Source organism: Qipengyuania sp. JC766 (assembly GCF_040717445.1).
Taxonomy (GTDB): Bacteria; Pseudomonadota; Alphaproteobacteria; order Sphingomonadales; family Sphingomonadaceae; genus JC766.
This window is the reverse complement of record NZ_JBFEFL010000001.1, coordinates 1,299,036-1,320,444: the sequence shown is the minus strand read 5'-3', so window position 1 is coordinate 1,320,444 and position 21,409 is coordinate 1,299,036. Positions and strand designations below refer to the sequence as shown.

Here is a 21,409-nt window from a genome sequence, read left to right as displayed (position 1 = left end):
CAAGAGCTCTTGACTGACAAGACTTCTTTACAGTAAAGAGGTCTTGTCAGGCATAGGAGTGATTCGGTTGGAAAACCGCTTGAAGATTTTTCGCGAGGACAAGGGCTGGAGCCAGGGTGAACTCGCCCGCAGGCTCGGCGTATCGCGGCAGACCATCAATGCGGTCGAGACCGACAAGTACGATCCCTCCCTGCCGCTGGCATTGCGCATGGCGAAGCTGTTCGCCGTGAGCGTGCCGGATCTGTTCATCGATCACTGGGAGCCCGAAGAATGAACCAGGAGCAAGGCAAGCCGATACCGTGGACGCGCAAGCTCGTCGTCCCGATGATTGCGGGCGCGATCTGCGGCGGGCTCGTCGCGTTCGCCACCACGCAGCTGTTCGATACCGACTGGGTGGGCGCGGCCGGCCCGTCCCGCATGTTCGCAGGGGTCATCGGCGCACTCTACGTGCTGCTGGCCGTCGGGGTGCTGGTCGGCGCGATGTCGCCGGCGCTCGGGGAAAAATACCTGCAGGCCGAAGACGCGGACGAACTGCGCGAGCAGCAGGCCATGCTCGTCCAATCCAGCTTCGCCATGCTCGCATGGGGGATCGGGCTGTTCCTGCTGTCGCTGGCGGCGCCCGTCGGGCCGCTCGCCATGCCGCTGGTCGGCATCGCGGTATGCGTCCTGATGCTCGCCGGCATCTATTTCGCCTGGCAGTCGCACCGCCGCTCGGACGAGCTGTTCGCGGCCGTGAACAGCCAGGCGACGGTCTATGCCTATTACCTGATGTTCCTGGTCGCGGGCGGCTGGGCGGTCCTCGCCCATCTGGCGGTCGTGCCGATGTTCCAGCCGATCGATCTCATCACGACCTTCTTCGTCGTCGCGCTCCTCGCCGCCTTTGCGGCCGCGGGACAGCGCGGGATGATGGTCCCGCGTTAGGCACGTGCCACGACCCATAAAAAAGGCGCCCGGATCGCTCCGGGCGCCTTTTCCTGTTTCCGAAAGGCCTTCGATCAGGCGCTGTAATACATGTCGAATTCGACCGCGCAGGGAGTCGTCTCCATGCGGATGACCTGTTCCCAGAGCAGTTCGGCATAGGCATCGATCTGGTCCTTGGAGAACACGTCGCCCTTCAGCAGGAATTCGTGATCGTCCTCCAGCGCGATCAGCGCCTCACGCAGCGAACCGCAGACCGTGGGCACGTTTTCCAGTTCCGCCGGCGGCAGGTCGTAGAGGTTCTTGTCCATCGCCTCGCCCGGATCGATCTTGTTCATGATACCGTCGAGGCCCGCCATCAGCAGCGCCGAATAGGCGAGATACGGGTTCGCCATGGCGTCGGGGAAGCGGAATTCCACGCGCTTCGCCTTGTCGCCCGCCCCATAGGGAATGCGGCAGGATGCCGACCGGTTGCGCGCCGAATAGGCGAGCAGCACGGGTGCCTCGAAGCCCGGGACCAACCGCTTGTAGCTGTTGGTCGTCGGGTTGGTGAAGGCGTTCAGCGCCTTGGCGTGCTTGATGACGCCGCCGATGTAATGGATGCAGGTGTCGCTGAGCCCGGCATAGCCGTTGCCGGCGAAGGTCGGCTTGCCGTCGTTCCAGATCGACATGTGGGTGTGCATCCCGCTGCCGTTGTCGTCCTTGATCGGCTTGGGCATGAAGGTCGCCGTCTTGCCGTAGGCATGCGCGACCTGGTGTACGACATATTTGTAGATCTGCATGTTGTCGGCCGTCTCGACCAGCGTCGAGAAGGTCAGGCCGAGTTCGTGCTGCGCGGCGGCGACCTCGTGGTGATGCTTGTCGCAGGGCAGGCCCATCTCGATCATGGTGCTGACCATTTCGCCGCGTATGTCGCCGGCGGTATCGACCGGCGCGACTGGGAAATACCCGCCCTTGGCGCGCGGACGGTGGGCCATGTTGCCCGCCTCGTATTCCTTGCCCGAATTGGTCGGCAGCTCGACATCGTCGATCATGTAGCCCGATCCGGCATAGCCGTCCTCGAACCGCACGTCGTCGAACATGAAGAACTCGGCTTCCGGACCGACATAGATGGTGTCGCCCACGCCGCTCTGCTTCAGGAAGGCTTCGGCGCGCTTCGCGGTGGACCGCGGGTCACGGGCGTAGAGTTCGCCGGTGCTGGGTTCCACCACGTCGCAGAAGAGGATCAGCATGGGGGTGGCGCTGAACGGATCGACATAGGTCCGCTCCAGGTCCGGCTTCAGGATCATGTCGGACTCGTTGATCACCTTCCAGCCGGCGATGGACGATCCGTCGAACATCAGTCCGTCTTCCAGCTCGTCCTCCCCCATGACGCTCGCCACCATGGTGAGGTGCTGCCATTTGCCCTTGGGATCGGTGAAACGCAGATCGACCCATTCGATCTCCTCGTCCTTGATCTGCTTCAGTACGTCTTTCGCCGATGCCATGGTGTGTCCTTTCTCGTGCGGTACGAATTGTCGTTCGGGTGATCAGATTGCGTCGTCGTCGCGCTCGCCCGTCCGGATGCGCAGCGCGCTCTCGATCGGGCTGACGAAAATCTTGCCGTCGCCGATGCGGCCGGTCTGGGCGGCGTTCGCGATGGCTTCCACGGTGCGCTCCGCGATGTCGTCCGAAACGACGATCTCGAGCTTCACCTTGGGCAGGAAGTCGACGACGTATTCGGCCCCGCGATACAGCTCGGTGTGACCCTTCTGCCGGCCGAAGCCCTTGGCCTCGGTCGCGGTGATGCCGGACACGCCGATTTCGTGCAGCGCCTCCTTCACCTCGTCGAGCTTGAAGGGTTTGATGATTGCTTCGATTTTTTTCACGTCGTCCTCATGCGTCGTATGCGCTGAAGGCACACGCCCCGATCCCCTCGGCATCCCTGTAGATCAAGAACCGTGCCAGTTGCCGCATGCTTCGTATCATACGAAACAGGGCGCATCCATGGCAGCGGGGCCGATTCATTGCCCAAATTTCGGGCAGGTCGTGCCCTGTTTTCAGGCAGGAAGCCGCAGGCCTTCGGTCTCGTCGAGGCCGGCCATCAGGTTCAGCGACTGGACGGCGGCGCCGCTGGCACCCTTGCCGAGATTGTCGAGCGTGGCGACGAGGCGCGCATGGTATCCGGCTTCGTTGCCGAAAACGTGCAACTGCATGGCATCGGTCGGCTCGGCGCCTTCGCGGATCAGCAGTTCCGACCGGTCATGGTCCCGCGACACCGTGACGATCTTCGATCCGGCGTAGAATTCGGCCAGCGCGTCCTCCAGCCGGAGTGCGTCGGGGCCGCCGTTCATGGCGCCCAGGTGCAACGGCACTTCCACGGCCATCCCGCGAAAGGCGGGAATTACCGAAGGCGAGAAAATCACCGGGTGGGCGAGCCCTGCATGCTCCTGCATTTCGGGCAGGTGCTTGTGCGCAAGGTCGAAACCGTATGCGCGCCAGGCGATGTCGCCTTCCGCCCCGAACCGGTCGATCAGCGCCTTTCCGCCTCCCGAATAGCCGGAGACCGCGTGCACCGTGAAGGGCCAGTCGCGCGGCAGCAGGCCGGCCCTGACCAGCGGGGCGACGAGGCCGATGAAACCGGTGGGGTAGCAGCCGGGATTGGATACGAACCGGGCCTTGGCGATGGCATCCCGCCCGACGATTTCGGGGAAGCCGTAGGTCCAGCCTTCGGTCACGCGATGCGCGCTCGACGCGTCGATCACGCGCACCCGGTCGTTCTCGATCAGGGCCACGGCTTCGCGCGCGGCTTTGTCGGGCAGGCACAGGATGGCGAAGTCCGCCTCGTTCAGGGCGGCGCGCCTGGCGGAGGGGTCCTTGCGCTCGTCATCGCCCAGCACGACCAGCTCGAATTCCGGCCGGCCCGTCAGGCGGTCGCGGATTTCCAGCCCCGTCGTCCCTGCCGCGCCGTCTATGAAGACGCGCGACGTCATGGCTCGCGGGGTGCCAGCCGGTCCTTGCGAATGTAGCCGGTCGGGCCTTCGGCACCGCAACAGCCCCAACACCAGGAGCCGGCGAAGTCGAGCGCTTCGAACGTCGCGCCCGGCGCGAGTTCGGCGATCGTGTCGGAATCGTCGCGGGCGGACAGGTGAAGGCTCGCACCGTTGTCGCCGATCGATACCATTTGCGGGACGACGTAGTGCGCGACCAGGAAGCGGTCGGCCAGCGCGATATGCGCCAGGTCGCCGCGAATGGGCAGGGTGCCCTTTTCCGGTGTCGAAATCGGGCCGCCCAGCTTCAGCGGCCCTTCGGGCACGGTATAAGGCTGAGCGTCGTTCACTGTGTCCGTCTGTTCCCGTTGCACTTGCCAGGCAAGCAATCGGCGGCGCTTATCCCCGATGCGCGGCGCTCGCAAGTTCGGCTATGCCGCGAACCGTTCGCGCAGCATGTGGAATGCGGCGCGCAGGCCCAGCGCCGCGCCACCGGCGGCCCGGCCGGGTTTGTGCGACGGGCGCCAGGCGAAGGTGTCGAAATGCGCCCAGTCGATGGGCGTCCCGTCCTTCCGGTTGCCGACGAACCTGTCGAGGAACAGCCCGGCCACGCTCGCGCCGGCAAAGGCGTTCGTGTGCGCATTGTTGGTGTCGGCGATTTCGGAATGGAGCCACTCGGCATAGGCTTCGGGCAGGGGAAGTCGCCAGGGTTCGTCGTCATGCGCCTTGCCGGCCGCGATCAGGGCGGCGGCGGTTTCGTCCCGCCGCGTCATCAGGGCGGGAAGGTCCGGTCCCAGGGCCACGCGTGCCGCACCCGTGAGCGTCGCGAAATCGATTATCAGTTCCGGGTCGTCCTCGCTCGCCCGCGCCAGTGCATCGCCCAGGATCAGGCGGCCTTCGGCATCGGTATTGCCGATCTCCACCGTCAGCCCCTTGCGGCTCTTCAGCACGTCCCCGGGGCGGAAGGAGTTGGAGGAAATGGCATTCTCGACCGCCGGGACCAGCACGTGCAGCCGCACCGGCAGGCCGGCGCCCATGACGAGATCGGCCAGCGCCAGAGCATGGGCCGCGCCACCCATGTCCTTCTTCATCAGCAGCATGCCCTTGGAGGATTTGACGTCGAGGCCGCCGGAATCGAAGCATACGCCCTTGCCGACGATAGCCAGCCGGGGATCGCTTTCCCGCCCCCATTCGATCCGGATCATGCGCGGCGCATGGTGGCGTGCCGCCGCCCGTCCGACAGCGTGCACCATAGGATAATCCTGTTCCAGCGCGTCGCCCTTGGTAACGTGCAGTGCCGCGCCGTGCGTCTTGGCGATCCGTTCCGCCTGCTCCTCCAGCGCGGCCGGGCCCATGTCCTCGGCCGGCGTGTTGACGAGGTCGGCCACGAGGCAGGCCGCGCGCGCTTCCGCCTGCGCGCCTTCGATATCTTTCACGTCCTTCGTCAGCAGCACCCGCGGACCCGGCGCATCCGGGTTCTTGCGGTACCGGTCGAACCGGTACTGGCCGGTCTGCCAGCCGTGCAGGGCGGGGCCCGGCTCGCGCCCGGAGACGCGATAGGTGCCCTCGGGCAATTCTTCCGCGAGCTTGGCCAGGCACCAGCTGGAAAGGCTGTCGGGATCGGCGACACCGCCGACCGCGAACCATCCGTCGCCGTCGGGCACGATGGCGACCTGGTATCCCGCGCCTTCGAACTTCTGCGCGGCTAGCGCGGCCCGCTGGCCCGCGGTCAGTTTCTGCGACCAGTCGTCGAATGTGGCCGTATTGACGAGATGGATGGCGGTCGCGTCCTGTCCGCGATCGGGCTGGATGAGGTCTGGGCTGTCGTTCATGGGGACCAACATAGAACGATGTCGCCAAAAACCTAGCGCCGGGGCCCGAATTGGCCGGTGTCGGGTGCTCTCGGGCATGGCGACCCGGCCGAGGCGACTGGCAAAAGGGCGCGGCAGCGACTAGGTGGGGCGCATGACCGAATATCAGATGATCGACAGCCGCGAGACCGTCTACCGCGACGGAACCATCAAGCTACATGGGGAGGACGGTTTCGAAGGCATGCGGCGGGCCGGACGGCTGGCGGCCAGCATTCTCGACGACATCGCTCCCATGATCGAGCCCGGCGTGACCACCGCGGCGATCGACGACCGGGTGCGCGAACTGATGCTCGCCGGGGGATCGGTGCCGGCGACGCTTGGCTACAGGGGCTACACGCACAGCTGCTGCATCTCGGTCAATCACGTCGTATGTCACGGAATTCCCTCGGAAAAGGCGCTCAAGGACGGCGATATCGTCAATATCGACGTGACCCCGCTGCTCGACGGATGGCACGGCGACACCAGCCGGATGTATTTCGTCGGCGACGTGCCGCTGAAGGCCCGGCGGCTGGTCGACGTGACCTACGAATGCCTCATGCTCGGCATCGAGGCCGCGAAGCCCGGCGCGCGCCTCGGCGATATCGGCGCGGTCATCGCGGAGCACGCGCACAAGCACCGATACGGCGTGGTCCGCGAGTTCTGCGGCCACGGGCTCGGCCGCCTGTTCCACGACGCCCCCGAAGTGGTGCACGCCGCCCGCGCCGGCACCGGCCCCGAGCTGCGCCCCGGCATGTTCTTCACCATCGAACCGATGATCAATGGGGGCCGTCCATGGACGAAGATGCTGAAGGACGGATGGACCGCCGTTACCCGCGACAAGTCGCTCTCGGCCCAGTTCGAACACTCGATCGGCATCACCGAAGACGGCAACGAGATCTTCACGCTGAGCGGGAAGGGGCTGCACCAGCCCCCTTACGCGGTCTAGCTCCCCCGCGCGGCTCGCAGCGCCGCGCCCCCTGCGAAGGGAGCGATGCAGCACAGCGCCAGGCTGATCGCGCCGCAAATCGCCAGCGCGGCATGGTCGAACCGTGCCAGCGCGCCAGCTCCGAATATCAGCACCGGTAGCGCGAGCGGGACGAGGAGCAGGCCGCCCAGCGCGGGACTTCCCCGTATCCCGGACGTGACCGCGGCGATCATGATCCCGGTCGCCGCCAGACCGGGCGTTCCCGCCAGCAGACCGAGCAGCACGAACGCCAGGCTTCGTCCGTCGAGATTGAGCAGAGCAGCGGCGGGCAGGCTGGCGACGATCAGGAACGGCGCGAAGGTGAGCCAGTGCGCCGCGAGCCGGACCGCCACCGCAGTCTCCGGCGCGATGCCGCGAAGGGCGAACTGGTCGAACACACCCTTCTCGAGGTCCGGCCGGATCAGCCGGTCAAGCGGCAGGATGGAAGCAAGAAGGGCGGCAACCCAGATTACCCCGCCCCCAGTGCGCGCGAGGACGACCGGGTCCGGCCCCACCGCGAAGGGGAAAACCATGGCGACCGCAAGGAAGAACAGCGTCGGCAGAAGGGCACCGACGCGCAGGAGATCGCGAATGTCGCGATACAGCATCCGCCCCATCACGGCGCGTAATCCGGCAGATCGAGTGTCGCGAGCTGCGGCAGGTCGAGCGGCTGGTGCGAGGCGATGAGGCACAGCCCGCCACCCTCGCAATGCCGCGCCATCAGGTCCAGAACGGTCACTTGCGCTGCCCGATCGAGTGCGTTCAGCGGCTCGTCCAGCAACCATATGTCGGCACGCTGGTTCAGCAACCGCGCGAAGGATGCCCGTTTGCGCTGGCCGGCTGAGAGATAACCGACCGGCACGTCCATGATGTGCGTCAGTCCGAGCATCTCGTGGACATCCGATGGGCCCGCATGACCGTCGATTGCGGCCCAGAAGGCGAGAGACTGTTCCAGCGTGCGATCGGGGTCGAGTGCGTCCCGGTCACCGACGAGGCCGACCGCGCCCATCCTTGCGATATCACCTGCAAATGCCGCATCGAGCCCGCCGAGGATACGCAGCAGGCTGGTCTTGCCGCAACCATTGGGCCCGCGAACATGCAGCGTCTGGCCTGCGCCGATGCTCAGGGTCAGGCCGCGGAACAGGAGCCGGTCGCCGCGTCGGCACGCTAGATCGGTCGCGGTCAGACTGGCCCCTTGCATGGCGCCGCCGGTTAGGGGAAAGCGCAGCCAGCAACAAGACAAGCCGTGCGAAGGATGATCCGATGGCCGTGATGGAACTGACCCAGGAGGACCGCGAAGTGGCCCTGACCGCGCTCAAGAGGTGGTCGATGCGCGATGACGAAAAGGCGATCCAGCGCAAGTTCGAGTTCGCGGATTTCAGCGAGGCTTGGGGATTCATGAGCCGTGTGGCGATGCTGGCGGAGAAACACGACCACCATCCGGAATGGTTCAATGTCTACAATACGGTCGAGATCACGCTGACGACGCATGATGCAGGGGGCCTCTCGCAGCGCGACGTCAAGCTGGCGAAGTCGATCGACGCGCTGCTTTGAACCGGAGGCGTCAAAGGGAGTGGGTGTTCGCCCGAACCATCTTGCGCACCCGTCCCGGCATCCAGCGGCTCGCAAAGGCGAGACGCCTGGCCGTCTTGCCGACCTTCGTGTGAAGCTCGTTCCCGTGGACGGCACGCCAGGCGGCTTCGGCAACCTCCTCAACCGGCGTGATTTCGAGGCCTGCATCCGTCACGCGCGTACGGATCGCTTCGTTGGACCCGGCATTGGGCGCGTGCTCGAGCAAGGGCGTATCGATGAAAGAAGGCATCAGGGAGCGTACCTTGATCCCGAATTCCGCCCATTCACCGTCGAGAGCTTCGGTCATCGCGCGCACGCCGAACTTGGTCGCGGAGTAGACCGAAGCGCCTGCGGTTCCGTAAATCCCGGCGGCGCTGCTCGTGGTGAGCAGGCAACTGCCGGGCGCGCTTTTCCTGAGATGGGGCAGCGAGGCCTGCGCCCCGAACAAGGCGCCCTTGAGATTTATGTCGAGGCACCGTTCGATTTCCGCGACGGAATTTTCGTCGAGCGACCCGCCAAGCGGCACACCGGCATTGTTCGCGACCACGTCGATCCGGTCGCCGGCCGCCTTTGAAAAGGCATCGAGCGCGCCGTCCCACTCGGCGCGATCCCGCACGTCGAAACGGAGGGAAAAGCAGTCCGAGGACCCGAGAAGCCTCTCCGTTTCGGCCATGCCGGACGCGTCGACGTCCCCCAGTCCGACGAACCAGCCTTCGTTTGCGAACTTGCGAGCAATGGCGCGGCCGATGCCGGACGCGCCGCCGGTGATGAAGATAGCCTTGCGCATTGTTATGCCCCTCAGCCGCCGACCGAGTCCTCGAGGCCCTTCACGTACTCCGCTCCTTCCACGATCTGGGCGGTAGAGCTTTTCACGGTGTCGCCGATCGGCTCGGCCCTGCCGCCCAGACAGGTCGCCAGGAAGTTCTCCGCCACCGCATTGAAGGCGATGTTGTTGGCAGGGTTTGCGAAACCGTGCCCTTCGTCCGGGAAGAGGACATAAGTGACCGGAATATCGGACTCCTTCATCGCGGCAACGATCTGGTCGCTCTCCGCCTGGTTCACGCGCGGATCGTTGGCGCCCTGTCCGATGAGGAGCGGCTTCGTGATCTCGCCCGCCTTGTAGAGCGGGCTGCGCTCCTTCAGCATGGCGAGGCCTTCTTCGGTATTCGGGTTGCCCATCCGCTCGTGGAACTGCGCGATCAGCGGCTCCCAGTAGGGCGGGATCGATTGCAGCAAGGTTTCGAGGTTCGAGGGACCGACGATGTCCACCCCGCAGGCGAACTTGTCCGGCGTGAATGTCAGTCCGGCCAGCGTCGCATATCCGCCGTAGGACCCACCCATGATCGCGACCTTGTCGGCAGGCGCGATGCCTTTCTCGATTGCCCAGTCGACCGCATCGATGAGGTCGTCATGCATCTTCTTGCCCCATTCGAGGTCGCCGGCGGAAATGAAGTCCTTTCCGAAGCCAGTCGAACCACGAAAATTGACGCTCATAACCGCGTAACCGCGATTGGCGAGCCACTGGTGGCTGGAATTGAAGCCGTATCCGTCGCGAGCCCACGGGCCGCCATGGACCATGAGCACCATGGGGACGGCCTGTTCGGGGATGCCGTCCGCATCGGTATCGGTCCCGGGGGGAAGCGTCAGGTAGCTGGGCAGGATCAGGCCGTCGCGGCTCGTGATCTCCAGCGTCTGCATCGGCTGGAGCGGCGCGCCCTCCAATTCGGGACGGGACGTGTAGAACTCGGTAAGCGTGCCCGCAGTCCGGTCGTAGAGATACGTCTTGGTCGGCGTGACCAGCGGGTCGTTCCACACGATCCACTTGTCATCCTGTTCGGTTCGCGACGACACGCCGAATTCGCCATCGAGCCGACTGTCGAGGAAATCGAGCGATGCCTTCACATCCGGATCGAGAGCCGTCCACTCGGTGGTGAGGTAGGTGAAGGAATAGGCCTCGATCTCGCCGGTCTTCGGATCGGTCATCGCGCCGCCAATGTCCGCCTTCTCGTTCTCGGCGATCAGTGTGCGCTGCCCGGTCGCGACGTCTTCGGCGTACAGCGCGGCCGTGTTGCGATCGCGGCTGTCGATCCAGTACATCGTCTTCCCGTCGGTGGTGAAGCCGGCCGGACTGGTGGTCAGGGAATCGGCGAGGCCCGTACTGTCGCTCGGCTCCTGTGCGATCTGGCCGTCGACGATCGGGAAGTAATCCATTCCGCCGGCGGTGTTGGGCCGGATCGCCATGCGCAGGTCCAGGTTGTCGTCCGCCATGAAGCCGGCGAAGCCGTCATTCTGCTGGACGAGCGAGAGCTCGCCCGTGTTGAGGTCGAGCAGATGCACGTCATGGAACCGCGGGTCGCGGTTGTTCAGGCCGACGAGAACCTTGTCGCGAACCGTCTCGGACGTACCGACCATCTGGACCCGCGTATTCTCGAAGGGCGTCAGGTCGGTCTCCGCACCGCTGGCGATGTCGACGCCGTACAGCAGGAAGTTCTCGTCGCCGCCCTTGTCCTGGATGTAGAGCAGGCTCTTGCTGTCCGGAGCCCAGAAATAGGACTGGATCGGGCGATCGGTCGCGCTGGTCATCGGCCTGGCGGCGTCCGGATCGTCGGCCGGGGCGAGCCAGACGTTCAGCACCCCGTCGCGCGGCGCCAGCCAGCTGAGCCAGTTCCCGTCCGGACTGATCCGCCCCGCGGCGCGCGTCGGATTTCCGAACAGGGCATCGCGCGGGATAAGGGGGGCGGCCTGGGTTGCGTCGGTCATCGATACTCCGGTTGTCTGGTGATTGTCGGCAAGGGCGGGAATTGCACAGGTCATGGCAAGCACCGCAGTCCCGCACAGAACTGCCTTTTTCACGAAGCGATCCATCGTTTTTCTCCCTTTGTCCCCAAGTGCCGGATGCGCGCCTCGTGGCGCGTCAAAGTGCAGGGTTGTTGTAGCAGTGCCAGGTCAGGATGGCGATAGCCCCGCGGTACGGGCTCCAGCCCTCGGCGAGAGCGCGAGTCTCCTTTTCGCTCGGACGCTCGTCGAGGCCGAGAATGCGGCCGATACCCGCCTGGACTGCCAGGTCGCCCGCGGGCCAGATGTCGGGCCTGCCTTCCGCAAAGAGCAGGTAGATTTCGGCCGACCAGCGCCCGATGCCCTTGATCCGGACGAGTTCGGCGATGGCTTCTTCGTCGCTCTCCGGCAGGTTATCGAGATCGAGCTCCCCGCGTTCGACCAGTTCGCACAAGGATCTCGCATAGCCTTGTTTCTGCCGGGAAAGGCCACAGGCGCGCAGCGTGTCGTGATCCCGCGCCAGCAGCTCTCCCGGTGCCATGTCCTCGCCCAGTTCCGCTTCCAGGCGGTTCCAGACGCTGGCCGCCGCCGCCACGCTGACCTGCTGGCCCACGATCGTGCGCAGCAGGGTGCGATAGCCGGTCGGGCGAATGCGGGCTTCGGGATAGCCGGCCTTGTTGCGCGCCTCGGCAATGGCGGGTTCGCGCTCCGCGACCCGGTCGATGCCTGTCCTGATCTGCTCGGCGCTCAGGCCCATCTTCGCATCCTCTCGCCTTGCAAAGCGCACGTTCAGCACCTAGCTGCGCGCACATTCTTTCATGTCGCCAAAGGTTGCCATCATGCCCAAGCTCGTCGTCGTCAACCGTGCCGGAGAGGAAAGCACGATCGAGGTCGAGGACGGCCTGACCGTGATGGAGGCGATCCGCGACAACGGCTTCGACGAATTGCTGGCATTGTGCGGCGGGTGCTGTTCCTGCGCGACCTGCCATGTCCATGTGGACCCTGTCTTTGCCGACCGCCTGCCCGCCATGAGCGAGGACGAGGACGATCTGCTGGAATCCAGCGACCACCGCCAGGAAACGTCGCGTCTTTCCTGCCAGATTCCGTTCGAGAGCGATCTCGACGGGTTGAAAGTGACTATCGCCCCTGAAGATTGATCTTCGTTGCGGGCAGGGGGGCGAGTGCCTACCTCCGGATCGATGAACATCACGACGACGACCGCGAATACGCTCGACCTGATCGGGAACACGCCGCTGGTGCGCTTGGCCGGTCCCAGCGAAGCGGCCGGATGCGACATCTTCGGCAAGTGCGAGTTCGCCAACCCGGGCGCTTCGGTCAAGGATCGCGCGGCGCTGGGCATCATCCGCGACGCGGAAGCAAGCGGGGAACTGCAGCCGGGCGGGACGGTGGTTGAGGGAACCGCCGGCAATACCGGCATCGGCATAGCGCTGGTCGCGAACGCGCTGGGCTATCGCACGATCATCGTCATGCCGGACAACCAGTCGGTCGAGAAGATGGACACGCTGCGCGCGCTGGGCGCGGAGCTTGTCACAGTGCCTCCGACCAAGTTCGCGGACTGCAACCATTTCGTCCACACCAGCAGGCGTCTGGCGCAGGAGACACAAGGCGCGATCTGGGCCAATCAGTTCGACAATACGGCCAATCGCAAGGCCCATATCACCGGCACCGCGGTCGAGCTTTGGGAACAGATGGACGGACGCATCGACGGTTTTACCTGTGCGGCGGGCACCGGCGGCACGATTGCGGGCGTCGGCATGGGCCTGAAGGCGCGGGACGAGACGGTCCAGATTGCGCTGACCGATCCGCACGGCGCGGCGTTGTACAATTACTTCGCCCATGGCGAGTTGAGGTCGGAAGGCAGTTCGGTCGCGGAAGGCATCGGGCAGGGCCGCATCACGGCCAATCTGGAAGGTGCGCCGATTGACACGCAATTCCGCATTTCGGACGAGGAAGGCCTCGCGTGGGTGGCCCGGCTCCTGCGGGAAGAGGGACTGTGCCTCGGCCTTTCGAGCGGCATCAATGTCGCCGGGGCGGTGGCTCTGGGCCGGCATCTCGTCGAAAGCGGACGGCAGGATGCGCGCGTGGCGACGATCTTGTGTGATACGGGTTTTCGCTATCTTTCAACGCTTTACAACCCGCAATGGCTGCAGGAGAAGAACCTGCCGGTGTTCGACTGGCTGAAGGGCCGGGAGGCCTAGGCATTGACCGGCCCGAAAGGTCCGCATAATCCCGGGACATATGGCCGATAACCCCATCATGCGGGCGCTTGCCCCGGATGAGAACGCCGATGCACCGCCGCTGGGCGGATCGCGACGCGAAGCCGTGCAGCGCCTGCAGATCGGGCTCTCCGGAATCCTGGCAATGGTTCTTCTCGTAGGACTGGTGGACGTGATCCGGCAGCAGGCCGACGAGACGGAGGAAACCGCCGTCCCCGAAGCCGCCGCGACGGTCCAGCCATCGGCGACGGTTCCCGCCAAGAACGATCCGCTGGCGCAGGCCGGCGTGGTGCCGGACCTCCCCGCCGAACCGACACCCAAGGCGTCGCAGAGGCAAGGCGGCCCGATTGCCCCGGGCGCGGAAGAGGCCGGCCCGCCGCGCGATCTCGATCAGGGCGAATAGCATTTCCATGAAAGCCTTGCTGCTGGGGCTCGTCTCAGCGGGCCTCGCGGCCTGCGCTGCGGAGCCGGCGGCGACCGATCCCGTCGAGAGCGCGCCCTCGATGGGCCTCATGACGTCGTTGCCGATCTACTGGTCGGAAGCGCGATCGATGGAAGAGATGCTGGCACCGCGGGAGGCGTCGCACTGGCTGCGCGATCATCTCGAGGATGATTTCCGCCTGGTGCCGCTCGACACGCTGGCCGCGGATGCTGCAGGCAATCCGTCGTCTGCTTTTGCCGGGCTCGACCTGCTCCTTCTGGCCCAGTCGCCTGCCCTGCCGCCGGAAGATTTCGTTGCACTCGACAGGTGGGTGCGGGACGGGGGCGAAGTGCTGATCTTCGCCGATCCGCTACTCACCGAACACAGCGAATTCGGCCTCGGGGACCGTCGGCGACCGCTGGATATCGCGCTGATGGACACGATCCTGGCGCGATGGGGCCTGGCCCTCGGTTACGACGGAGCGCAGCCGGAAGGCTACCGGACGATCGAGGCGGACCGGATTGCGGTACCCGTCAGGGAGGCTGGATTTCTAGAGCCCGAAGGCGCGGCGCCCGCTGCGGATTGCCGGATCACGGGCACGGGACTTCTCGCCGAATGTACCATCGGGCAGGGGCGGGCCGTCATCCTCGCCGATGCGGCCATGCTGGAGCATGACGGCTCGGAAGACCAACTGCAGCAGCGGACCGCTGCTTTCGACAGCCTGCTTGCGCTTTTGCGGCGCGGGAATCGCTGATCCGGGGATTTTGCGTGCAGGGTTGGGCGCGCGGCCTCATTTCGAACGGGAGAACACGGGAACGGACAGGGTCGCTTCAGGAGGTGCAAGCGTACTCCACAAGCGGCGTTGCTATTTTATTAACCAAAACAATCAGTTGCGAGATTTCCCAAAAAATCCCGCGTTTTGCCCTTCCATCCCGTCCCGTCGCGGGATAATACCGCATTCCATCGGACAAGGAATCTTTCGACGCATCCCGCAGGGGCGGGGTGGGCCACCCGCGAGCGTGCGCAGGCGTGGACGGCGAAGCCTTGTCTCGAAGGAGGTTCGGTCGAGGGGTGCGCGACAGGGATGTCGGAGGTTTGGATCAATTACAGCGGTCAAGCCTATTCGCCGGCAGGCGATAAGGGCCGCTTTGTCCTGCCTCCGTCCTTCAGGAACGTGGTCAAGGAAGCCGGCGAGGGGACCAAGAAGGTCTGCATCGGCGAGCATCCCAAGTGGCCCTGCCTGACCGGCTTCGGCCTCGATCACGAGAAGGAGCGGCGCGAGCGGCTGGATCGTGAGTACGATCTCGCCCTGCAGAATGGGCGCGATTTCGATTACGAGGAGCGGTCCGACAAGCTGTTCGGCTTCGAGAAGATCCCCTTCGACGATAGCGGTCGTTTCGTCCTCTCGACCTGGCTCCAGCGCTACGCGAACGTCACCGAGGGCCTGTATTTCCGCGGCTCCGGGCGTACTTTCACGATCTGGGCGCCCGAGGAACTCTACAAGATGGGACCGGAAATGGAGGCGGCCAAGATCGCCTGCCAGACGCTGGTCGAGGACTACGAGGCGAAGCGCAAATGACGGACGCCCCCCATGTCCCGGTGTGCCTCGAAGGTGTGATTGAAGCGCTCGATCCGCGTCCCGGACACGTAGTTGTCGATGCAACGTTCGGCGCGGGTGGCTATTCGCGCGCCCTGCTGGCAGCGGGCGCGACCGTGCACGCCTTCGATCGAGACCCCGATGCCATTGCCGCCGGCTCCCGCTGGCCCGAAACGCGCGAGGACCCGCCGCGGCTGGTGCTGCACCCGGTCGAGTTCTCGCAGATGGTTTCCGCCCTCGCGGCGGCCGGCGTGGATGCGGTCGACGGGGTCACGATGGATATCGGCGTGTCCTCCATGCAGCTCGACCAGGCGGAGCGCGGCTTCGCCTTTTCCGCCGACGGTCCGTTGGACATGCGCATGAGCCAGTCCGGCCGGAGCGCGGCCGACTTCCTGAACGAGGCGGACGAGACCGAGATCGCCGACGTGCTCTATCACTTCGGCGAGGAGCGCCAGTCGCGCCGGGTCGCGCGCGCCATCGTGGCGGCGCGCCCGCTGGAAACGACCGGTGAACTCGCCCGGGTCGTGCGCAAGGCGCTCGGCTATCGTCCGGGCGCGCCCAAGGACCCGGCGACGCGGACCTTCCAGGCCGTGCGGATCCACGTGAACGCCGAACTCGACGAACTGCGCAGCGGCCTCGCCGCGGCGGAGACGCTGCTGCGCGAAGGCGGACGGCTGGCGGTGGTCAGCTTCCACAGCCTGGAAGACCGGATCGTGAAGCAGTATCTGCGCGATGCCTCCGGGCAGACGGGCGGCGGCTCGCGCCATCTACCGCAGGTCGAGACGGCGCCCGCCATCTACCGTGACGTTTCCAAGGCGATCCGTCCTTCGGCGGCGGAGATCGCACGCAATCCGCGCGCCCGCTCCGCCACCCTGCGTCACGCCGTCCGGACCGCCGCACCGGCGCGGGAGGCCGCATGACGCCCGCCGGCTCCCGCCTTCGCCAGCTAGGCTGGGCCGTCGTCCTCAGCATCTGCCTGGTCGTGTTTCTGGCGCTGACCTTCCACGTCAATTCCGTGAAGAGCGAAGTACGACTGGCGGAACGCGAGATCATCCGTCTGGAGCGCAAGAAGCTGGTTCTCGAAACCGAGTTCGAGGCTCGCGCCAGCCAGCAGCAATTGGCCGACTGGAACCGGCTCGAATTCGGTTACGAGGCACCGGCCGCGGGCAATTACCTCGAACACGAGCGCGAACTGGCCAATCTGGGCGAGCCGCGCGGTCCCGGCGCGCCCGAACCGATCCGCGTCGCTCAGAATACCGAGCAGGCCGCGCCCTCCGGCGCCGAAAATGCGTCCGGCGACGAAAGCGAGCGTGGCTCCGAGCGGTCCCCGTTGGGCGCCATGCCCCGGTCCACCACCTTGGCGGAGCGGCTTTCGGCCAACCGGCCCCTTGCCATTCCCAGCGCGGAGCTGAGCCAGTGAACGCCGTGTCCGTCAGCACCACGATTTCCGCCGGCCGCGCCGACCGCGTGACCGAGCGGCGCAGCCTGTTGCTGGTCGCGCGCCAGCGCATCCTGCTGGTCGCGTCCGGTTTTGCGCTGGTCGCGATGGTGGCGCTGATTAAGATCGGGTCCTTCGGCTTTTCCGAGCGCGCGATCGCGGCCACAACCCTGGAAGAGGCGCTGCTGCCGCCGCGCGGGGAACTGACCGATCGCAACGGCTATCCGCTGGCCCGCGCTTTCCCCGCCTACGCGCTGTGGTTCGATCCGACGGCGCTGGGCGAAGGGGAAGCCCCGCTGGTCCGGTCCCCGCGCGAAGTCGCCGTCCGCCTGAATGCGATCTTCCCGGAAATGGATATCGAGGTCACCGCCGCGAAGCTGGCGTCCGGACGGGCGGGATATTTGCGCCGCCGGGTCCTGCCCGAAGATGCCGAGCGGATTCACGATCTGGGCGAGCCCGCGCTGAACCTGCCGCAGGAGACGGAGCGGCATTATCCCCAAGGTTCGCTCGGCGCGCATGTCCTGGGCTACGTCGATCGCGACGGGATCGGCCGGGCCGGCATGGAGCGGGTGCTGGAAGAACGCCTGACCGATCCCGACCTGCGCGATCATCCGGTCGCCCTGTCGATCGACATGCGCGTCCAGGGTGCGCTGGAGGACGAACTGCGCCGCGGCATGCTGGCGGTGGACGCCAAGGGCGCGGCCGGCATCGTGCTGGACGTGGACACCGGCGAAGTGATGGCGCTCGCCTCGCTCCCCGAATACGATCCCAACAAGGTCGTCGCGCACGATCTCATGCTGCCCGACGAGGAAGCCGCCGAAGGCGGCGTTCCCAAGGCCTTCAATCGCGTCACCAACCAGGTTTACGAGCTGGGTTCCACCTTCAAGCCGCTGACCGTGGCCGCCGCGATCGACGCGGGCGTCGTGCGCGATCTGGGCCGGCCCTGGAACGCCGCGCCCGTGCAGGTGCAGGGCCGCACGCTGCGCGACAGCCACTTCCTCGGCAATTCGCTCAACGTGCCGCAGACGCTGATCCATTCCTCCAACACGGTGACCGCCCGCATTGCCGACGAGATGGGGCAGGCGCGGCTGCAGCGCACGCTGGTCGATCTCGGCATGAGCGAGCGGCCCTATATCGAACTGCCCGGTCGCGGAAAGCCGATCTGGGAAGGCGGTAAGTGGTCGCGGATCAAGAACATGACCGTCAGCTACGGCCACGGCGTTGCGGTGACCCCGCTCCATCTGGCCAGTGCCTATGCCGCCATGGTGAATGGCGGCCTGTGGCGCCCGGCGACGCTCAACCGGCTCGATCCGGGCAAGGCGCCGAAGGGCCGGCGCGTGTTCAAGGAATCGACCAGCTCGCGCATGCGCCAGCTGCTGCGCATGATCACGATCTACGGCACCGGCAAGAAAGCCGATGCGCCCGGTTATCGCGTGGGCGGCAAGACCGGCAGCGCCGAAAAGCCGGGCGTGCGCGGCTATCGCGAATCCTCGTTGATCTCGACCTTTGCCGCCGCTTTCCCGATGGACAAGCCGCGCTACGTGGTCGTCGCCATGCTGGACGAACCGCGCGGGACCACTGCCAGCTCGTTCCAGCGGACCGCCGCCTGGAACGCCGCGCCCATCGTGGGCCAGCTGGTGCCGCGCATCGGTCCGCTGCTGGGCGTCCAGCCCGACACCGGCCACGATGTCGATATCAGCGACCTGAAGCCGCTGGTCGGGGACGTGGACTGATGCGGCTGGAAGAACTTGCCCGCAAGGCCGGCCTTTCGCTGGCGCAGGATGCCGGCGGCGCGCAGGTCACAGGCTTCGCGATCGACCACCGCAAGGTCGCGCCGGGCACTGTCTTCGGCGCCTTTCGCGGAGCGCGCTTCGACGGCGAGGATTTCATCGACGCGGCCGTGAAGGGCGGGGCGGCGGCGATCGTCGCGCGGCCCGGGGCCACGGTCGAAGGCGCGGTCCATATCGCGAGCGACGAGCCGCGCCGCACCTTCGCGGCGCTGGCGGCGCAGTATTTCCGGCCGGTACCGGGCACGATCGTGGCGGTGACCGGCACCAACGGCAAGACATCGACGGTGGAAATGACCCGCCAGCTGTGGCGGATGGCGGGCGAACGCGCCGCCAGCATCGGAACGCTGGGCGTCACCACGCCGGACGAGAGCGTGTCCACCGGCCTCACCACGCCCGACATCGTGACTTTCCTGTCCAACATGAGTGGTCTGGCACGCGAAGGCGTGACCCATGTCGCCTACGAGGCGTCCAGCCACGGCCTTAGCCAGTACCGCAACGAAGGGCTGGCCGTCGCCGCGGCGGCATTCACCAATTTCAGCCGCGACCACCTCGACTACCACGCGGACATGGAGGATTATTTCTCCGCCAAGATGCGCCTGTTCGACGAGGTCGTGACCGACGGCGCGAAGGCGGTGATCTGGACCGATACGGATGTCTGGTCGGACCGCGCGATCGAACACGCGAAGGCGCGCGGGCTGGACGTTTTGACGGTGGGCGAGAAGGGCGGGACTATCCGCCTGCTGGGCCGCACCCCGACCCAGCTGGGGCAGGATTTACGGATCGCCTATGACGGCGCTGAGCGCACGCTGCGCCTGCCGCTGATCGGGGCGTACCAGGTTGCGAACGCCCTGACCGCGGCGGCGCTGGTCATTGCGACCGGCGGCGACGCGGGACGCACGTTCGAGAACCTTGGGCGGTTGCAGCCCGTGCGTGGACGGCTGGAACGGGCCGTCATCGCCCCGGTCGGCGCGCCGGTCTATATCGACTACGCCCACACGCCTGACGCGCTGGAAGCGGCGATCCTGGCGCTGAAGCCCCATGCCGCTGGCCGCCTCATCACCGTGTTCGGTGCGGGCGGCGACCGCGATGCGGGCAAGCGCGCCCCGATGGGCGAGGCGGCCGCGCGCCATTCGGACGTCGTCATCGTGACCGACGACAATCCGCGCGGGGAAGATGCCGCCGCCATTCGCGCCGAAGTCCTGCGCGGTGCGCCGGACGCCCGCGAGTTCGGCGGCCGTCGCGATGCCATCGCCGCGGCGATTGCCGAAGCACGGGCGGAGGACATCGTGCTGATCGCGGGCAAGGGGCACGAACAGGGACAGATCATCGGTAGCGGAGAGAATATGCGGGTCTTGCCATTCGACGATGTTCAGGTTGCGCGCGAATGCGCCGCGGCCGAAGGAGCGGCATGATGGCGCACGCATTGCTGCAGACCTGGCCCGAGGACGATCGCGACCTGCTGCCGCTGGCGCTGTGGGATGCCGCAGCCATCGCGGAGGCGACCGGCGGCGTCGCCAGCGGGTCCTTCCAGGTCTCGGGCGTGGAAATGGACTCGCGCGACGTGCGCGAAGGGGACCTTTTCGTGGCGCTGCGCGGGGAAGCGATGGACGGCCACCGGTTCCTAGAAGCGGCGTTTGCCAATGGCGCGGCCGCCGCGCTGGTCGACCGCGAAGTGCCCTATCCGCATGTGCGCGTGGCGGACACCACGGCCGCGTTGCACGCGCTGGCCGCGGCATCGCGCCGGCGGGCGGATGCGGTTCGCATCGGCGTGACGGGCTCTGTCGGCAAGACGGGCGTCAAGGAAGCGATCTTCGCCGCGCTCGACCGGTCGTCGCGCGGGGCGGCGCACCGTTCGGTCCGCAGCTACAACAACCATGTCGGCGTTCCGCTCAGCCTTGCCCGGATGCCCGCGCGCAGCCGTTACGGCGTGTTCGAGATGGGAATGAACCACGCCGGCGAGATCGACGTGCTGACGGGCCATGTGCAGCCGCACGTGGCGGTGGTCACCACCATCGCGCCCGCGCATATCGAGAACCTCGGCTCCGAAGAGGCGATCGCCGATGCGAAGGCGGAAATCTTCGGCGGTCTGGGCGAAGGGGGCATTGCCGTCATTCCGGCCGACAGCCCGCATTTCGCGCGCCTGCGCGATCATGCCCTCGCCGCCGGCGCGAAGATCTGTGCCTTCGGGCGCGGTCCGGATGCGGACATGCGGCTGCTCGATGCCATCCCGCAGGGGCATGGCGGGGCGCTGGTCACGGCCGAACTGAACGGGACGCGGCTCTGCTATTCCGTGTCGGAGCCGGGCGAACACTGGATCGACAATTCGCTGTGCGTGATGGCGGCGGTCCATGCCGCGGGCGGGGACCTTGCCGCGGCGGGCCTCGCGCTGGCCGAGATGGGCGGTCTGAAGGGCCGCGGCGCGCGCCACCGGATCGAAGTGCCGGGCGGCAAGGCGACGCTGATCGACGAAAGCTACAACGCCAATCCCGCTTCCATGCGCGCGACCCTGCGCCAGCTGGGCCAGACCCCGGCGGGGCGGCGGATCGCCGTGCTGGGCGCGATGAAGGAGCTGGGCGATTTCTCCGCCCGGTTCCACGAACAGCTGGCCGAGCCGATCGGGGCCGCGAACATCGATCACGTGGTGCTGGTGGGCGAGGAAATGCGCCCGCTCTATCGCCATTTGGGGAAAGAGGCGGCGGCGGTCCTTGGCAATGGCGGGACCTTCGCGCATTGCGCAAGTGCGGCCGATGCGATCGAGGCGCTGGAGGAATACGGGCTGACCGCCGGGGACGCGGTGCTGGTCAAGGGCTCCAACTCGGTCGGCCTCGGAGCGCTGGTGGCCCGCTTGACGGGCGCGAACTGAACGGGTCGGGACCGC

General features: G+C 66.4%; 24 protein-coding genes. 14 read left to right on the top strand and 10 right to left on the bottom strand.

Annotated elements, in window-relative coordinates:
- The first annotated feature begins 67 nt into the window (after positions 1 to 67).
- Entirely contained in the window at positions 68 to 274 is a 207-nt protein-coding gene (locus AB1K63_RS06605; RefSeq protein WP_366959191.1) for a helix-turn-helix transcriptional regulator, read from the top strand.
- A complete protein-coding gene (locus AB1K63_RS06600) occupies positions 271 to 921 on the top strand; it encodes a hypothetical protein (RefSeq protein ID WP_366959189.1) in 651 nt (216 codons plus the stop codon). The genes AB1K63_RS06605 and AB1K63_RS06600 overlap by 4 nt, the downstream gene beginning before the upstream one ends.
- Positions 922 to 995: 74 nt before the next feature.
- Here AB1K63_RS06600 and glnA read toward each other — a convergent pair whose 3' ends face one another.
- The 5 genes from glnA to AB1K63_RS06575 form a co-directional block, all read right to left on the bottom strand.
- Complete coding sequence (glnA, locus tag AB1K63_RS06595; protein WP_366959187.1) at positions 996 to 2,405, bottom strand: type I glutamate--ammonia ligase; 1,410 nt, start codon at positions 2,403 to 2,405, stop codon at positions 996 to 998.
- A gap of 42 nt (positions 2,406 to 2,447) precedes the next feature.
- Positions 2,448 to 2,786 carry a P-II family nitrogen regulator gene (locus AB1K63_RS06590; RefSeq protein WP_366959186.1) on the bottom strand — a complete coding sequence of 113 codons (339 nt, stop codon included), beginning with the start codon at positions 2,784 to 2,786 and terminating at the stop codon, positions 2,448 to 2,450.
- A gap of 171 nt (positions 2,787 to 2,957) precedes the next feature.
- The gene (gene argC, locus AB1K63_RS06585; protein ID WP_366959184.1) at positions 2,958 to 3,890 is read right to left on the bottom strand and encodes an N-acetyl-gamma-glutamyl-phosphate reductase; all 933 of its coding nucleotides are present in this window, start codon (positions 3,888 to 3,890) and stop codon (positions 2,958 to 2,960) included.
- On the bottom strand, positions 3,887 to 4,237 hold the full coding sequence (locus tag AB1K63_RS06580; protein WP_366959183.1) for a hypothetical protein: 351 nt from the start codon (positions 4,235 to 4,237) through the stop codon (positions 3,887 to 3,889). Before AB1K63_RS06580 ends, argC begins: the two co-directional genes overlap by 4 nt.
- 81 nt (positions 4,238 to 4,318) lie before the next feature.
- On the bottom strand, positions 4,319 to 5,719 hold the full coding sequence (locus AB1K63_RS06575; protein ID WP_366959181.1) for a leucyl aminopeptidase family protein: 1,401 nt from the start codon (positions 5,717 to 5,719) through the stop codon (positions 4,319 to 4,321).
- Between the two features lie 133 nt (positions 5,720 to 5,852).
- Between AB1K63_RS06575 and map the strand changes: the two genes are divergently transcribed.
- Entirely contained in the window at positions 5,853 to 6,683 is an 831-nt protein-coding gene (gene map, locus AB1K63_RS06570; RefSeq protein ID WP_366959180.1) for a type I methionyl aminopeptidase, read from the top strand.
- Here map and AB1K63_RS06565 read toward each other — a convergent pair.
- The gene (locus tag AB1K63_RS06565) at positions 6,680 to 7,318 is read right to left on the bottom strand and encodes a heme exporter protein CcmB (protein ID WP_366959178.1); all 639 of its coding nucleotides are present in this window, start codon (positions 7,316 to 7,318) and stop codon (positions 6,680 to 6,682) included. The genes map and AB1K63_RS06565 overlap by 4 nt on opposite strands.
- Entirely contained in the window at positions 7,318 to 7,902 is a 585-nt protein-coding gene (ccmA, locus tag AB1K63_RS06560) for a heme ABC exporter ATP-binding protein CcmA (RefSeq protein WP_366959177.1), read from the bottom strand. Before ccmA ends, AB1K63_RS06565 begins: the two co-directional genes overlap by 1 nt.
- A gap of 62 nt (positions 7,903 to 7,964) precedes the next feature.
- Here ccmA and AB1K63_RS06555 point away from each other — a divergent pair, with 62 nt between their 5' ends.
- Complete coding sequence (locus tag AB1K63_RS06555; protein WP_366959176.1) at positions 7,965 to 8,255, top strand: 4a-hydroxytetrahydrobiopterin dehydratase; 291 nt, start codon at positions 7,965 to 7,967, stop codon at positions 8,253 to 8,255.
- 10 nt (positions 8,256 to 8,265) lie between these two features.
- Here the strand turns inward: AB1K63_RS06555 and AB1K63_RS06550 are convergent, their stop codons facing one another.
- The 3 genes from AB1K63_RS06550 to AB1K63_RS06540 form a co-directional block, all read right to left on the bottom strand.
- Entirely contained in the window at positions 8,266 to 9,060 is a 795-nt protein-coding gene (locus tag AB1K63_RS06550; protein ID WP_366959175.1) for an SDR family oxidoreductase, read from the bottom strand.
- An 11-nt stretch (positions 9,061 to 9,071) separates the two neighbouring features.
- Positions 9,072 to 11,033, bottom strand: coding sequence for a S9 family peptidase (locus AB1K63_RS06545; protein ID WP_366959174.1), 1,962 nt, complete (start codon positions 11,031 to 11,033; stop codon positions 9,072 to 9,074).
- Positions 11,034 to 11,187: 154 nt separating this feature from the next.
- Positions 11,188 to 11,805 (bottom strand): DNA-3-methyladenine glycosylase 2 family protein, encoded by a 618-nt coding sequence (locus AB1K63_RS06540; protein ID WP_366959173.1) that lies wholly within the window; start codon positions 11,803 to 11,805, stop codon positions 11,188 to 11,190.
- Positions 11,806 to 11,887: 82 nt separating this feature from the next.
- Between AB1K63_RS06540 and AB1K63_RS06535 the strand changes: the two genes are divergently transcribed.
- The 10 genes from AB1K63_RS06535 to murF all read left to right on the top strand — a co-directional run bounded on the left by AB1K63_RS06535 (position 11,888) and on the right by murF (position 21,394).
- The gene (locus tag AB1K63_RS06535) at positions 11,888 to 12,205 is read left to right on the top strand and encodes a 2Fe-2S iron-sulfur cluster-binding protein (RefSeq protein ID WP_366959171.1); all 318 of its coding nucleotides are present in this window, start codon (positions 11,888 to 11,890) and stop codon (positions 12,203 to 12,205) included.
- A gap of 42 nt (positions 12,206 to 12,247) precedes the next feature.
- Positions 12,248 to 13,267 (top strand): cysteine synthase A, encoded by a 1,020-nt coding sequence (locus tag AB1K63_RS06530; protein WP_366959170.1) that lies wholly within the window; start codon positions 12,248 to 12,250, stop codon positions 13,265 to 13,267.
- A 40-nt stretch (positions 13,268 to 13,307) separates the two neighbouring features.
- Positions 13,308 to 13,688 (top strand): hypothetical protein, encoded by a 381-nt coding sequence (locus AB1K63_RS06525; RefSeq protein WP_366959168.1) that lies wholly within the window; start codon positions 13,308 to 13,310, stop codon positions 13,686 to 13,688.
- Between the two features lie 7 nt (positions 13,689 to 13,695).
- Positions 13,696 to 14,460, top strand: coding sequence for an ABC transporter (locus AB1K63_RS06520; protein WP_366959167.1), 765 nt, complete (start codon positions 13,696 to 13,698; stop codon positions 14,458 to 14,460).
- Between the two features lie 420 nt (positions 14,461 to 14,880).
- Positions 14,881 to 15,285 carry a division/cell wall cluster transcriptional repressor MraZ gene (locus AB1K63_RS06515; protein ID WP_366959165.1) on the top strand — a complete coding sequence of 135 codons (405 nt, stop codon included), beginning with the start codon at positions 14,881 to 14,883 and terminating at the stop codon, positions 15,283 to 15,285.
- Positions 15,282 to 16,223 carry a 16S rRNA (cytosine(1402)-N(4))-methyltransferase RsmH gene (gene rsmH / locus AB1K63_RS06510; protein WP_366959164.1) on the top strand — a complete coding sequence of 314 codons (942 nt, stop codon included), beginning with the start codon at positions 15,282 to 15,284 and terminating at the stop codon, positions 16,221 to 16,223. Before AB1K63_RS06515 ends, rsmH begins: the two co-directional genes overlap by 4 nt.
- Complete coding sequence (locus AB1K63_RS06505; protein ID WP_366959162.1) at positions 16,220 to 16,723, top strand: hypothetical protein; 504 nt, start codon at positions 16,220 to 16,222, stop codon at positions 16,721 to 16,723. Before rsmH ends, AB1K63_RS06505 begins: the two co-directional genes overlap by 4 nt.
- On the top strand, positions 16,720 to 18,474 hold the full coding sequence (locus AB1K63_RS06500; protein ID WP_366959161.1) for a penicillin-binding protein 2: 1,755 nt from the start codon (positions 16,720 to 16,722) through the stop codon (positions 18,472 to 18,474). The genes AB1K63_RS06505 and AB1K63_RS06500 overlap by 4 nt, the downstream gene beginning before the upstream one ends.
- Positions 18,474 to 19,943 (top strand): UDP-N-acetylmuramoyl-L-alanyl-D-glutamate--2,6-diaminopimelate ligase, encoded by a 1,470-nt coding sequence (locus AB1K63_RS06495; protein ID WP_366959160.1) that lies wholly within the window; start codon positions 18,474 to 18,476, stop codon positions 19,941 to 19,943. The genes AB1K63_RS06500 and AB1K63_RS06495 overlap by 1 nt, the downstream gene beginning before the upstream one ends.
- Positions 19,940 to 21,394 carry a UDP-N-acetylmuramoyl-tripeptide--D-alanyl-D-alanine ligase gene (gene murF / locus AB1K63_RS06490; RefSeq protein ID WP_366959159.1) on the top strand — a complete coding sequence of 485 codons (1,455 nt, stop codon included), beginning with the start codon at positions 19,940 to 19,942 and terminating at the stop codon, positions 21,392 to 21,394. The genes AB1K63_RS06495 and murF overlap by 4 nt, the downstream gene beginning before the upstream one ends.
- Positions 21,395 to 21,409: the final 15 nt, after the last annotated feature.